The sequence below is a fragment of the Sinomonas notoginsengisoli genome (assembly GCF_021554725.1).
Classification (GTDB): domain Bacteria; phylum Actinomycetota; class Actinomycetes; order Actinomycetales; family Micrococcaceae; genus Sinomonas; species Sinomonas notoginsengisoli.
Genome location: NZ_JAIZDP010000005.1, coordinates 61,137 through 74,595, shown reverse-complemented (window position 1 = coordinate 74,595; position 13,459 = coordinate 61,137). Strand labels below are relative to the sequence as shown.

Below are 13,459 nucleotides of genomic sequence, written 5' to 3'. Positions count from 1 at the left end.
TCCCTGCGTCTCAATCCGAGCGGGGCCAGGTCTACTGTCCGACGACCTCCTCGAGCCCAGCCACGGCCTCCGCAAGCGAGATGTCCGGATTCCGCGCGATGTAGGGGAAGAGCAGCTCGTTCTCCTTGCGGAGGTGGAGCGCGAACGCCCGGGTGATCACGAGGCCCAGCGCGGCAGCCCGTGCACCCTCGGCGGGCCGGAGCTCCTCGACGAGGCCGATGATTGTCTGGTGGTCCAGGAGCATGCCCTCCACCAGGAGGCGGCCCTCAGGCGTGTCCCGGGCCGGGCCGTACAGCGGTCCCTCCTCGGCCACGGCGTGCGGAATCAGCTCGTCCTCGCACCACGCAACGAGGGTGGCGTGCTCGTCGTAGGCGGTGCCGCCGTCTCCCCCGGCGACGGCGGCGATCAGGGCATCGGACAGCGCTGTCACCCGGTGCAGCATGTGGGTGTGGTGCTCCTCGATGGCTGCCAGGGCGTCGTCGTCGTTGTCGAAGGCGCGATGGGAGTGGGAATGCGCATGGGAGTGGGAGCGGGCGTGTTCCTCATCAGTGTGTGCCATACCGCCATCGTCCGCGCGCCGCAGACAGTCCTCAAGGGACTAGAGGCCCGAACTCCTCGAACTCCGCGAACTTCTCCTTGAGGGGCCCGCCTACATGTGCACGTGAAGGCGGCGGGCGGCCTCGGCGACCGACCCCGACAGCGACGGGTACACGGCGTACGTGTTCGCAACGTCGTCCACATGAAGCTTCTGCTCGACGGCCATCGCGAGGCCGAAGATGAGCTCAGAGGCGTTCGAGCCCATGACCACCGCGCCGATCAGCGTCCCCGAGCCCTTACGGGAAATGACCTTGATGAAGCCGTCCGTCGTATTGCGCATCTTGGCCCGGGGGTTGCTCTTGAGCCGCAGCATCACGATGTCCCCGGCGACCCGACCGCTCGTGACATCCTCCTCGGAGACGCCCACCGAGGCGATCTCGGGCGAGGTGAAGATGCTGGACGCCACGTGGTTGAGGTTGAGCGGGGTGACCTGGTCGCCGAGGATGTGCGCTACGGCGATGCGGCCCTGCATCGCGGCGACCGAGGCCAGTGCCAGGACACCCGTGCAGTCCCCCGCGGCGTAGATGTTAGTCGCGGTGGTGCGGGAGACGCCGTCCACCTTGATGTGGCCGCTCTCGGTGACCGCAACGCCGGCCTGTGCGAGGCCGATCCCGTCGGTGTTGGGGATGGATCCCACGCACAGGAGGCAGTGGGTGCCCGTCACCTTGGTGCCGTCGCCGAGGGTCACGGCCACACCGTCGCCGGTCCGCTCGACCGCCTCGGCCCGGGACCGCGACAGGACGCGGACGCCGCGGCGCGCGAAGACCTTCTCGAGCACCTCGGCCCCGTTCGTGTCGGAGCCGGGGAGGACCCGGTCGCGGGACGAGATGAGGGTGACGTTGGAGCCGAGGCCGTTGTACGCCGAGGCGAACTCGGCGCCAGTCACGCCAGAGCCGACCACGATCAGTTCCTCGGGGATCTCCTCCAGGCTGTAGATCTGGGCCCAGTTGAGGATGCGCTCGCCGTCGGGTCGGGCCGTGGGCAGTTCCCGGGGGTGTGCGCCCACGGCGAGGATCACGGCATCGGACTCGATGCGCTCGGCGCCGTCCACCGTCGTGGCCTCGATGACGCTGCCGTCGACGAGCTGACCGGAGCCCATGACGATCCGCACGCCTTGGGCAGCCAGGGCCGCACGGATGTCTTCGGACTGCTGCCGCGCAAGGCCGAGCAGGCGGTCATTGACGATGCGGAGGTCGGCGTGCAGGTCAGAGCGCTGGAGCGGGCCGCCCTCGTCCGAGGCGAGGCGGAGGCCCAGAGCCGAGGAGGCCTCCTCCACGCGGGTCATGAGGTCTGAGGTGGCAATGAGGGTCTTGGAGGGGACCACGTCGGTCAGCACCGCCGACCCGCCGAGGCCGGCACGCTCGACGATCGTCACCCTGGCACCGAGCGAGGCCGCGACCGATGCCGCCTCGTAGCCGCCGGGGCCGCCGCCGAGGATTGCGATATGAGGAGCCGCGAAGTCAGGATTCATCGTCACGGACACCCATTCTGCCCCGGCTGCGCCCTGCGGGCCATTCCCGCCCCGCGTCCGGCCGTGTGTGCCGCGCGCAGCCAGTACGGCGGACGTGCGTGCTCCGGGTCTGTGCGGATTGGTAGGTTCTTCCTGTGACGACAACGGCGAGGACGGCGATCATGGACAGCCCCTTCGAACTGGCCCATGCCGCGGCAGACCACATTGCGCGGGCAACCGGCGTTGAGCGGCACCACATCGCGCTCGTCCTCGGCTCCGGCTGGGGCGGTGCGGCGGATCTCGTCGGCGAGACCACGGCGTCGCTCGAGGCGTCCGAGATCCCCGGATTCTCGGCGCCGGCCGTCGAGGGGCACGTGGCGACCGTCCGCTCGGTGCTCACCCCGGACGGCAAGCGCGCCCTCGTCCTCGGAGCCCGGACCCACTACTACGAGGGCAAGGGCGTGCGCGCGGTGGCCCATGGAGTGCGCACGGCCGCGGCCGCCGGCTGCCGAATCGTGGTCCTGACCAACGGCTGCGGCGGGCTCAATGCGGACTGGGCGCCGGGCACCCCCGTGCTCATCAGCGACCACATCAACCTCACGGCCGCCTCTCCCCTCGAGGGCGCGACCTTCGTGGACCTGACGGACCTGTACTCAGCGCGGCTGAGGGCCGTGGCCCGGTCCATCGACCCGAGCCTCGCCGAGGGCGTGTATGCCCAGTTCACCGGGCCGCACTACGAGACGCCGGCGGAGGTCCAGTACGCCAAGCGGATCGGAGCGGACCTCGTCGGCATGTCCACGGCGCTCGAGGCGATCGCCGCACGCCATGCCGGGCTCGAGGTCTTCGGAATCTCGCTGGTGACCAACCTCGCGGCAGGCATCGGCACCGAACCGCTGAGCCACGAGGAAGTCCTCGAGGCGGGCCGCGCCGCGGGACCCCGCATCTCCCGCCTCCTCGCCGACGTCATCGCCGCGATCTGAAGGACTGCACCCCATGAGCACGCTCCCCCCTGGAACGCCCGACCTCGCCGACCTCGCCCCGCTGGCGGAGGTCTGGGCGGCAGCCGACCCCGACCCCGAGACGGCCGCGCAGCTGCGCGAGACCCTCGCACGGGCCTCCGCGGCGGGTCCCTCGCCCGCCCGCGATGCGGCCGTCCAGGAGCTTTCGGACGCCTTCTCGGGGACGCTGCAGTTCGGCACCGCTGGCCTGCGCGCTGCCCTCGGGCCCGGGCCGAACCGGATGAACCGTGTCACCGTGCGCCGGGCCGCGGCCGGGCTCGCGGCGTTCCTGACGCGGCGCGTCCGCGCGACGGAAGACGACGGCGGCGCCCCGCCGCGCGCCGTCGTCGGCTACGACGCGCGCACCAACTCCGACGTCTTCGCGGCCGAGACGGCGGCGATCTTCACCGCCGCCGGGATCGACGCCTGCCTCCTGCCATCGGCGTTGCCCACGCCCGTTCTGGCGTACGCGCTGCGGGCCCTCGCCTGCGATGCCGGCGTCATGGTGACCGCGAGCCACAACCCGCCGCAGGACAACGGCTATAAGGTCTACCTCGGCGGCCGCACCGTGGAGGAGTCCGGGCGCGGCGCACAGATCGTCGCCCCGACCGACGCGGAGATCTCCGAGCTCATCGAGGGCATCGGGCCGGTCGGGGACATCGCCCTTGCCGAGAGCGGCTGGACCGTGCTCCCGGCGAGCATCGCCGCGGACTACTGCGACGCCGTCGTGCGTCTCGCCAAGCCAGAGATGTTCCCCGCGCGGGACCTCAGGGTGGTCCTCACGCCAATGCACGGTGTGGGCGGCGAGACGGCCATCAGCGTGCTGAGGGCGGCCGGATTCACCGACGTCTCCCTCGTCTCCCAGCAGGCGCAGCCTGACCCCGCGTTCCCGACGATCGCCTTCCCGAACCCTGAAGAAGCCGGTGCTCTGGACTTGGCCATCGAGGCGGCGAAGTCCGCCGGCGCGGACCTCGTGATCGCCAATGATCCCGACGCTGACCGCTGTGCCGTGGCCGCCCCGGATCCGGCGACGGGCGAGTGGCGCATGCTGCGCGGCGACGAGGTGGGCGCACTGCTGGGCTCGCACGTGGCGCGGCGACTCGGGCGGGCTCAGGGCCTGACGGACGACGACGTCCCCCTGCCGGCCGCTGACGGCTCACCCGCCGCCGGACCTCTGGCAGCGGCGGACGGCGAACCCGCTGCCTCAGCGGCCGCGCCCGTGTTCGCGAACTCGATCGTCTCCTCCCGGCTGCTGGCCCGGATCGCGGTGTCGGCCGGTCTGGGCCACCGCGAGACTCTCACCGGCTTCAAGTGGATCTCCCGTGTGCCGGGCCTCGTGTACGGATATGAGGAGGCCCTCGGCTACTGCGTCGCGCCCGGTCTCGTGAGGGACAAGGACGGCATCTCCGCTGCCCTGCTCGTCGCCGAGCTGGCCGCGGACGTGAAGGCCCACGGCCTCTCGCTCTTCGACCGGCTCGACGCGCTGCACGTGCTGCACGGCGTGCATCTGACCGACCAGCTGAGCGTCCGCGTGGCGGACCTCGGCCTGCTGGACGCGATGATGACGCGCCTGCGGCACGACCCGCCGACGTCCTTCGCCGACTCCCCTGTCGAGGCGGCTCTGGACCTCTCTGCCGGTTCCGAGGAGCTGCCTCCCACCGAGGGGCTCCAATGGCTGACGCGGGACGCGACGAGAGTCATCATCCGCCCGAGCGGCACCGAGCCAAAGCTCAAGTGCTATCTGGAGGTGATCAGGCCCGTGGACAGCTCCGCGGAGCTCGCCGCGGCGCGCCAGGAGGCGCGCCGCGCGCTGGACGCGGCGATCGACGACGTGCGCGAGGCCCTCGGGCTCTGACCCTGAGGGCGCTACGCCCTCGGACGAGTGGCTTGCGGGCATAACCGCTCCTCGCAGGCACAACCGTCCCTCGCAGGCATAACCGGCCCGCGGTGACAACGGTTATGCCGCCCAGGGATGGTTATGCGTCTCAGGACGGTCGTAGGAAGCGAACGACCCGTGGATTCACGCGGCGAGCCGCGCGCGGACCGTGCGCGGGTCAACGCCCAAGCGCGCGAGGAGCGATGCCGCGGGGTCGGGCTCTGGTGCGTCCAGGAGCGCGAGGATCAGATGCCGGCCCGTGATGGTGCGGGACTTCTCGGAACCTGCATACCCGACGGAGCGGGAAAGCACCCCCTTCGCCCCTGATGTGAATGGGAGGCGTCCCACCCTCGCCGGAACCTCGGCGAGCGGTCCCGGCCCCGGATCGATGCCGACGGCGGCGAGCGCCTCACGGTCCAGGGCCTCCTCCGCAGCGCGTGCATCCTTGAGCCCGGTGCCGAGCGTCGCGGCGCTGTCCGGATCGTGGAGGAGACCGAGCAGGAGGTGCTGGGTGCCGATGCGCCGGTCTCCCCGACGCTCGGCCTCGCGCATCCCCTCCGTCACGGTGGTGCGTGCCGCAGCTGCGAATCGTTCGAACATGTCATCCGCCCTTCAGATGGGCAGGGCGCGCCTCAGCGTGCCTTGCCGTGCTTGGTATGGACGGACTGGCGGGACACCCCGAGAGCATCCCCGATCTGTTCCCAGGTCCAGCCCCGCTCGCGGGCAAGGGCCACGTAGCGCGTCTCCGTGGACTCGGCGAGTCGATGGAGCGCTCCGACCGCCCGGAGGCCCACGGCGGGATCCTCGGATGCCAGCGAGCGCGATAACTGCTGTTCGTCCATATCTGTCAATCTAGCCTGACAGGCACGATTGTGTCAATGCAAACTGACAGACGCATGTTGCCCGGGGAAGGCTCAGGCCGCGATCTCCACGATCCCGTTGACCACGCGCGTCGGGAAGGCGGCGATGGACGTGCCGGGCCCGTCGAGCCGCTCCCCCGTCGCCAGATCGTAGACCTGCTTGTGGAGCGGGGAGGCGATCGTGCGGCGCTCTCCGCGCGAGCCCACGATGCCGCGCGCCATGACATGGGCCTCGGTTGCGGGATCGCGCTGCTCGACGGCGAAGACCTCGTCCGTCGCCAGACGGAAGACGGCGATCTGCCGGCCACCGATGAGGGCAGCCTCGCCCCAGTTGGGCTCAAGGTCAGCCAGATTGCAGACGCTGTGCCACGCGCCCGCCGAAAGGGCGAGGGGGGCGTCGTCTGTCGGGGCGGCGGGGGCGGGTGAGTCGGCGGTGATCGTCATGCTCCAACGCTACGGAGTGGGCCATTTCGGCGGGGTTGAGTCTGTGTCACAGCCACGTAAAACAGGCCTCACACAGGCCGAAACATCCTCGTGACAGCGAAGTTCATCGGCCGTTACACACGGGCAACTGGACCGAAATCGCCGGTTCGTACGCTGGAGGAAATCGTTTCGCCGGCGCCCGTTGCCGGCTCCCACTTCGACGGAAGGCCCCACACGTGAGCATTCCCCTTCAGCCCGAGAAGCCGACCTCCCCGGCCCCGGAGACTGGCGCACGCCCTGGTCTGCGACGCGTTGTCGTGGTCGGCGGCGGTCCCGCCGCGCACCGCTTCGTGGACGCGATGGCCGCCCGTGGCCTCGACGGCTTCGCGGTCACTGCGATCGCCGAGGAGGCGCACCTCCCCTATGACCGGGTGGCGCTCTCCAAGGCCCTCACGGGGGACCCGGCCGACGTCGACCTCACGCTCGGCGACCCCTCCATGTGGGATCAGACCGGTGTGACGCTCCGCACCGGGGCCCGCGCGGTGAGCATCGACACCGAAACTCGCATCGTCTATACGGAGGACGGCACCGGCCAGACCGAAGGGCACGCGTACGACGAGCTCGTGCTCGCGACCGGCTCGAACGCGGCCCGGCTCCCCATCCCCGGCTCCGACAAGTCCTACGTGTACCGCACGCTCGAGGACGTCTGGTTCCTCCGCGCCGAGATCGGCCGCCTGTCCAAGGATCTGGGCCGCACGCCCGTCGTCGCCGTGATCGGCGGAGGCCTGCTCGGCATCGAGGCAGCGGCGGGCGCCAAGTCCCTGGGCGCCGAGGCCATCATCATCGACGGCTCGCCATGGCCCATGAACCGCCAGCTCGACGAGGGCGCAGGCCAAGCACTCACCCGCCTCATCGGGACGAAGGGCTTCACCGTCCACGGTGGCGTGTTCCCCTCCGAGGTCCAGACGGACGACGCCGGCCGGGTCACCGGAGTCCTCATGGCTGACGAGCGCGTCATCGACGCTGACCTCGTGGTCGTCGCGATCGGCGTCCGGCCCCGGGATGAGCTCATCCGCGCAGCGGTCGATGCGGCCGTCGAGGCGGGCAGCACCGGCAGCACGGACAGCGCCGGCCTCGCGCTCGGGCCGCGCGGCGGCGTCGTGATCGACGAGGCCTGCGCCACCGGGGCACCGAATGTGTGGGCCATCGGCGAGGTCGCGAGCTTCGGCGGCATGTGCCTCGGCCTCGTGGCCCCCGCGAACACGATGGCCGAGATCGTGGCAGACCGCCTCCACGGCGGCGATGCGACGTTCCCCGGCTTCGACACGGCGACGAAGCTCAAGCTCTCGGGCGTGGACGTCGCGAGCTTCGGGGACGCGTTCGCTAAGGAGCCCGGCGCGCTCGAGATCGTCTACGCGGATCCCGCCCGCGGCGTGTACCAGAAGATCGTCACGACCGACGACGCGCGCACGCTCCTCGGCGGCATCTTCGTAGGCGACGCCTCCCCCTACATGGCGCTGCGCCCGCTCCTCGGCCGCGAACTGCCGGCCGAGCCCGGCGCCTTCCTCACCGCGTCAACTGCTGGCGCAGAGGGCGGCGATGCACCCGAGACCGAACTCCCCGACGACGCGATCCTCTGCTCGTGCAACAACGTCGCTGCGGGCACGCTCCGCGATGCGGTGAACGCGTGCGGGACGTGCGAAGGTAAGGACCCAGTGCGGGACGTCCCCGGCCTCAAAGCCTGCACCCGCGCCGGAACCCAGTGCGGCTCGTGTGTGCCCATGATCAAGAAGCTCCTCGAGGCCGAGCTGACCAAGTCCGGCGTGACCGTCAGCAAGGCGCTCTGCGAGCACATCTCCCTCTCGCGCCAGGAGCTCTTCGACGCCATCCGCGTCCTGCAGCTGACCTCGTTCGAGGACATCATGTCCCGCTACGGGACGGGTGCCGGGTGCGACATCTGCAAGCCGACCATCGCCTCGGTCCTCGCTTCCCAGACCTCGGCCTACGTGCTCGACGCCGGCCGCGGCACCCTCCAGGACACCAACGACCGCGCGCTCGCGAACATGCAGAAGGACGGCACGTACTCGGTGGTCCCGCGCATCCCGGGCGGCGAGATCACCCCGGAGAAGCTCGGAGTGATCGCGGCCGTCGCCCAGAGGTACGGCCTCTACACGAAGATCACGGGTGGCCAGCGCATCGACATGTTCGGCGCGCGCCTCGAACAGCTGCCCGACATCTGGGCCGAGCTCATCGCCGCGGGCATGGAGTCCGGGCAGGCCTACGGCAAGAGCCTGCGCACCGTGAAGAGCTGCGTCGGCTCAAGCTGGTGCCGCTACGGCCAACAGGACTCCGTGGGGATGGCGATCCAGCTCGAGCTGCGGTACCGCGGCCTCCGCAGCCCGCACAAGCTCAAGCTCGGCGTCTCCGGGTGTGCGCGCGAGTGCGCCGAGGCCCGCGGCAAGGACGTCGGCGTCATCGCGACGGCCGACGGCTGGAACCTGTACGTGGGCGGCAACGGCGGCGCGACCCCGGCCCACGCCCAGCTCCTTGCCAAGGACCTCGACGATGCGACGCTCATCGCCTACATTGACCGCTACTTCATGTACTACATCCGCACCGCGGACCGCCTCCAGCGCACGGCCCGCTGGCAGGAGGAGCTCGACGGCGGGCTCGAGCACGTCCGCCAGGTGGTGGTCGAGGACTCCCTCGGGATCGCCGCCGAACTCGAGGCCGCGATGGCCACCCATGTGGAGAACTACGAGGACGAGTGGGCAGCGACCTTGAAGGACCCGCAGCGGCTTCGCCGGTTCCGCTCCTTCGTCAACGCGCCCGGGGCCTCGGATGATTCGATCGTCCACGTCACCGAGCGCGACCAGATCAGGCCAGCCACGCCGGCGGAGCGCGAGAAGGTCTCCCTGGGCTTCGAGATCCCCGTCCGCACGGGCACGGCCGGGCAGGAGGCCTGACATGCAGCTCAGCATCAGCCTGGAGGGGATGCCTGTCGTCCTGCTCGGCGACGCGGACGCCGCGCGTCAGGCCGTCCTTCGGTACCGCAGGGCGGGCGCAGTCCTCGCGCACTTCGAGTCGCCAGCCGCGTTCATGGCGGCAGTGGCCGTGCCCGCGCGGCCAGCGCTCGTCGCCGTCGTCGGCTCCCCTGTGAAGGAGCGCGGCACGCACGACGACGCGTGGTCGCCTGTGCTCGACCACTACCGCAAGCTCGGGGTCCCGCAGGTCGACGAGCCGCCCGCCGGGCGCCGAGGCCACGTGACGCTCGTGGGCGGCGGCCCGGGGTCCCGCGGGCTCCTCACGGTCTCCGCCGTCAAGGCGCTGCGTGACGCCGATGTGGTCCTGTTCGACAGGCTCGCACCGTGGCGCGAGCTCGAAGACCTCACCACCGCGCAGCTCATCGACGTCGGGAAGCTCCCCGGCCACCACAGAGTGCCCCAGGACGAGATCAACCGCCTGATCGTCGAGTACGCGACTGGCGGGGGTGATGGAGCCGGCTCCAATGTGGTCCGGCTCAAAGGCGGCGATCCCTTCGTGTTCGGCCGTGGTGCCGAGGAGGCGGCCGCATGCGTCGCGGCGGGTGTGACCGTACGCGTCGTGTCCGGGATCTCGAGTTCGATCGCCGTGCCGGCCGCCGCCGGGATCCCCGTCACCCACAGGGACGTGAGCCACTCGTTCACGGTCATCTCCGGGCACGCACCGCTCACGGAGGCGGAGCACCTCCACCTCGCCGGGCTGGCAGCGGAAGGGGGCACCGTCGTCGTGCTCATGGGGATCGCCAATCTTCCTCATCTCGCCGCCGGGCTCAGGCGGTCGGGACTCGGACGGGACACGCCGCTCGCCGTCGTCGAACGCGGCCATCAGGCCGGCCAGCGCACCACGATCACGGACCTCGGCAAGGTCGAGGCGGATGCAGGGGCGTGCGAGAACCCCGCGGTCATCGTGATCGGCCGCGTGGTGCGGCTCGCTCGGGGCAGCGCGGACGGCGAGGAGCTGCGGGACCTCGCGGAGTCGCTCATGATGGGGGCCGGAGGGGCCACATGATCCATGAGAGCCCAGCAGCGGCCACGACCTCGGCGGCCGGCCAGGGACTCGAGACGGTGCTCAGGGGATTCCGCGTCGGCGTCACGTCCCACCGACGCTCCGAGGACCTCATCGAAGCGCTCGAACGGCGCGGCGCCGAGGTGCTGCACGCCCCCGTCCTCACCATCGCGCCCGTGGACCAGGACCTCGGCGTCATCGAGGACACGCGGACGACCATCGCTGCACGCCCGGACACGTGCATCGTCACCACCGCCTACGGCATGCGCCGGTGGCTCGAGGTCGCGGAGGCTGCTGGCCTCGGCGACGCCCTGCAGGATGTCCTAGGCCGCGCGTCGCTGTACGTGCGGGGCCCGAAGGCCCGCGGCGCGGTCCGCGCGGCCGGGCTCGCCGACGTCGGCATCGCGCACGACGAGACGACCGCGACACTCGTCGGCATGGTCCTGCACGAATCAGGCGGCCGACTCGATGGCAGACGGATCGTCATGCAGCTCCACGGTTACACCGATGGCGCCCAGCTCGACCGGCTTCGCGCCGCAGGAGCAGACCTGACCACCATCACGCCCTACCGCTGGGTCCGCCCGGCGGAAGGCGAACGGGTCGAGTCGCTCATCAGAGCCATCTGCGCGGGCGAACTCGACGTCGTCACGTTCACGAGCGCCCCCGCCGTCGACGCCCTGTTCAGCACGGCCCACGAGCTCGGCGCCTACCCGCAGCTCATCGCCGCCCTGCGCGGACGGGTGGCAAGCGCCGCCGTCGGGCCCGTCACGGCCGCGCCGCTCGCGGCAGCCGGCCTGCGCCCCTGGGTTCCCGAGCGGTTCCGCATGGGCGCCCTCATCCGGCTCGTCGCGGACAATCTCACCCGGTGCCAGGTCAGGTGCCTCGCGTCGCCCGCCGGGGAGATCGAGGTGCGGGGCCGTGGAATCACGATCGGAGGCGAGGAGCTGTCCCTCGCACCCGCCGCCATGCTCCTCTTCCGCGCGCTCCTCGACGCCGGCGGGGCTGTCGTGCCGCGGGAGGCGCTCGCGCGGCTCGTCTCGCCGAGCGCCTCGGGCCACGCTCTCGACATGGCAATGAGCCGCCTGCGGGCTGCCCTGCCCATGTCCGAGCTCGTCCAGACCGTGGTGAAGCGCGGGTACCGGCTGCGGGTCGCCGCGCCCCGGGCGTAAGGCGTTCGCGCCATCGGGTCGGTGTGCCAGTATGGGATGACCCAAGCGAAAGGACGCAGACGTGTCTTCCGAGCCCGCACTGACTCCCGCGGACCTTGCCGGCTACATCGACCACACCCTCCTGAAGCCAGAGGCGAGTGAGGGGGACATCCTCGACCTGTGCAGCGAGGCTGTCCGGTACGGGTTCAAGTCAGTGTGCGTCAACCCTGTGTGGGTCAAGGCGGCGAACAAGGCACTGAGGGGCTCGGGTGTGCTCACGTGCGCCGTCGCGGGCTTCCCCCTCGGGGCGACGCCGACAGACGTCAAGGTCTTCGAGGCGCGCGGGGCGACACTCGACGGCGCGGACGAGGTCGACATGGTCATCAACATCGCCGCCGCTCGCGCCGATGACCGGGGGGCACTCGCCGAGGACATCCAGGCGGTCGCCGAGGCCGTGCACGGCAGCTCCTCGATCATCAAGGTCATCATCGAGACCTCCCTGCTGACCGATGCGCAGAAGGTCCTTGCCTGTGAGGCCGCCGTGGAGGCGGGGGCCGACTTCGTGAAGACCTCCACCGGCTTCAACGGCGGCGGGGCAACCGTCGAGGACGTGGCGCTCATGCGGGCCACGGTGGGCGCCGACATCGGTGTGAAGGCCTCCGGCGGTGTGCGCACTGCGGATGAGGCGCGGGCTATGATTGCTGCGGGTGCCACCCGGATCGGAGCGAGCTCCGGCGTGGCCATCGTCACCGGTGGCTTGCAGAGCACCGGCGGCTACTAGACGCACCGTACAGGAGAGACATGTCTGACGATCAGTACAACCGCACCCTCGAGCCGAACCCCCTCCGCGGCAGCATCATCTTCTTCGTGATCTTCATGGTCCTCTTCCTCGTGGGCCTGTACCTCGTGCAGTTCCTTGACTTCACGAATGTCTGGCCGATGGCCGCGCTCATCCTGCTCTTCGCCGCCACGTTCGGAATCCCGATGACGTTCATGGCCAGGAACGACAGCGGCAGCGAGCACCGCCACTAGACCGACGCACTCGTCGCAGACGCCCGCCGCCTCCCTTGGGGAGACGGCGGGCGTCTGGCGTCCTAGTCCGGGAGCCCAGCGGCGCGCCTCAGCTCCGGACCACCACGTTCTCCGGCTCGTCGCCGCGCTGCATTCGCTCGACCTGGCGTCGCAGCAGCCGCGCCATCCTGGGCGTCATGGCGCTCGACGCCCCGCCGACATGCGGACTCAGAAGCACGTTCGGCAGCGCGAACAGGGGATGCCCATCCGGGAGGGGCTCAGGATCCGTCACGTCCAGCGCGAACCGCAGCCGGCCGCGCCGGGCATGGTCGAGGATCGCGTTTGTGTCCGCAACGGGTCCCCTGGCCATGTTCACGAGGAGGGCACCCTCCGGCAGGAGAGAGAGGAACCGGTCGTCGACGAGGCGTGTCGTCGTCTCGTTCAGCGGCACGCCGACGACAACGATGTCGGCCTGCGGCACGAGCGAGTCCACCTCGTCCATCCCGTGCACATGCACCCCGCCCTCGTCGCGCGCACGCGACGCCACGCGCAGCACGGTCGTCTCGAACCCGCGCAGCCGCTCGTCGATGGCCCGGCCCACCCCGCCGTAGCCCAGCAACAGCACCGTCCGGTCAGCGAGAGAGGCATACCGGGCCGGCGCCCACGTGCCCCGGGAAGCGGCTCGGACAAAGTCCGGCAGGCCCCGCTGCACGGCGAGCATGAGCGCCACCGCCAGTTCGGCCGTGGACGTCTCGTGCACGGTGACCGCATTGGCAAACACGTGCCCTGAGGGGAGGGCCGCGGCCACACCGTCGTACCCGATCGACTGGCTCTGCACGAGCCGAGTGGCGACGCCGTCGAGGGCGGCCAGAAGGGTCGGTGCGCTCATGTAGGGCGGCACCACAATGTCGATCTCGGCCCTCGGAGCGGGCCTGGACATGTCCCATTCGATGACCTCCACACCCTCGGGCGCTTCCCCGAAAGCACGCCCCAGGGCCTTGTCCGGAATGCTGACCACGAGATCTCTGGGTGCCATGCAACGGAGCCTA

Annotated in this window: 13 protein-coding genes; 7 read left to right on the top strand and 6 right to left on the bottom strand. The window is 70.6% G+C overall.

The features are described from left to right. Nucleotides 1-31: 31 nt before the first annotated feature. Complete coding sequence (locus tag LF262_RS10310) at nucleotides 32-559, bottom strand: hemerythrin domain-containing protein (RefSeq protein ID WP_235780239.1); 528 nt, start codon at nucleotides 557-559, stop codon at nucleotides 32-34. Between the two features lie 90 nt (nucleotides 560-649). Beyond that, nucleotides 650-2,074 (bottom strand): NAD(P)H-quinone dehydrogenase, encoded by a 1,425-nt coding sequence (locus LF262_RS10305; RefSeq protein ID WP_235780238.1) that lies wholly within the window; start codon nucleotides 2,072-2,074, stop codon nucleotides 650-652. A 155-nt stretch (nucleotides 2,075-2,229) separates the two neighbouring features. On the opposite strand from LF262_RS10305, the gene LF262_RS10300 reads away from it, so the two are divergent. Both LF262_RS10300 and LF262_RS10295 read left to right on the top strand, forming a co-directional pair. Next, nucleotides 2,230-3,027 (top strand): purine-nucleoside phosphorylase, encoded by a 798-nt coding sequence (locus LF262_RS10300; RefSeq protein ID WP_235780235.1) that lies wholly within the window; start codon nucleotides 2,230-2,232, stop codon nucleotides 3,025-3,027. A 13-nt stretch (nucleotides 3,028-3,040) separates the two neighbouring features. Next, the gene (locus LF262_RS10295; protein ID WP_235780233.1) at nucleotides 3,041-4,900 is read left to right on the top strand and encodes a phospho-sugar mutase; all 1,860 of its coding nucleotides are present in this window, start codon (nucleotides 3,041-3,043) and stop codon (nucleotides 4,898-4,900) included. Between the two features lie 165 nt (nucleotides 4,901-5,065). On the opposite strand, the gene LF262_RS10290 is transcribed toward LF262_RS10295, so the two are convergent. From LF262_RS10290 to nirD, 3 genes are all read right to left on the bottom strand, one after another. Beyond that, nucleotides 5,066-5,521: a Clp protease N-terminal domain-containing protein gene (locus LF262_RS10290; protein WP_235780232.1), complete on the bottom strand. Its 456-nt coding sequence runs from the start codon at nucleotides 5,519-5,521 to the stop codon at nucleotides 5,066-5,068. Nucleotides 5,522-5,553: 32 nt separating this feature from the next. Next, nucleotides 5,554-5,763, bottom strand: coding sequence for a helix-turn-helix domain-containing protein (locus tag LF262_RS10285; RefSeq protein WP_235780231.1), 210 nt, complete (start codon nucleotides 5,761-5,763; stop codon nucleotides 5,554-5,556). A 72-nt stretch (nucleotides 5,764-5,835) separates the two neighbouring features. After that, entirely contained in the window at nucleotides 5,836-6,225 is a 390-nt protein-coding gene (gene nirD, locus LF262_RS10280; RefSeq protein ID WP_235780230.1) for a nitrite reductase small subunit NirD, read from the bottom strand. 338 nt (nucleotides 6,226-6,563) lie between these two features. Between nirD and nirB the strand changes: the two genes are divergently transcribed. From nirB to LF262_RS10255, 5 genes are all read left to right on the top strand, one after another. Continuing rightward, a complete protein-coding gene (gene nirB, locus LF262_RS10275) occupies nucleotides 6,564-9,170 on the top strand; it encodes a nitrite reductase large subunit NirB (RefSeq protein ID WP_235780436.1) in 2,607 nt (868 codons plus the stop codon). A 1-nt stretch (nucleotide 9,171) separates the two neighbouring features. Further along, nucleotides 9,172-10,254, top strand: coding sequence for a uroporphyrinogen-III C-methyltransferase (cobA, locus tag LF262_RS10270; protein WP_235780229.1), 1,083 nt, complete (start codon nucleotides 9,172-9,174; stop codon nucleotides 10,252-10,254). After that, nucleotides 10,251-11,420 (top strand): uroporphyrinogen-III synthase, encoded by a 1,170-nt coding sequence (locus LF262_RS10265; RefSeq protein WP_235780228.1) that lies wholly within the window; start codon nucleotides 10,251-10,253, stop codon nucleotides 11,418-11,420. The genes cobA and LF262_RS10265 overlap by 4 nt, the downstream gene beginning before the upstream one ends. 61 nt (nucleotides 11,421-11,481) lie before the next feature. Continuing rightward, nucleotides 11,482-12,180 (top strand): deoxyribose-phosphate aldolase, encoded by a 699-nt coding sequence (deoC, locus tag LF262_RS10260; RefSeq protein WP_235780227.1) that lies wholly within the window; start codon nucleotides 11,482-11,484, stop codon nucleotides 12,178-12,180. Nucleotides 12,181-12,200: 20 nt separating this feature from the next. Then, entirely contained in the window at nucleotides 12,201-12,431 is a 231-nt protein-coding gene (locus LF262_RS10255; RefSeq protein WP_235780226.1) for a hypothetical protein, read from the top strand. Between the two features lie 88 nt (nucleotides 12,432-12,519). Here LF262_RS10255 and LF262_RS10250 read toward each other — a convergent pair whose 3' ends face one another. Next, the gene (locus LF262_RS10250) at nucleotides 12,520-13,446 is read right to left on the bottom strand and encodes a 2-hydroxyacid dehydrogenase (protein ID WP_235780225.1); all 927 of its coding nucleotides are present in this window, start codon (nucleotides 13,444-13,446) and stop codon (nucleotides 12,520-12,522) included. Nucleotides 13,447-13,459: the final 13 nt, after the last annotated feature.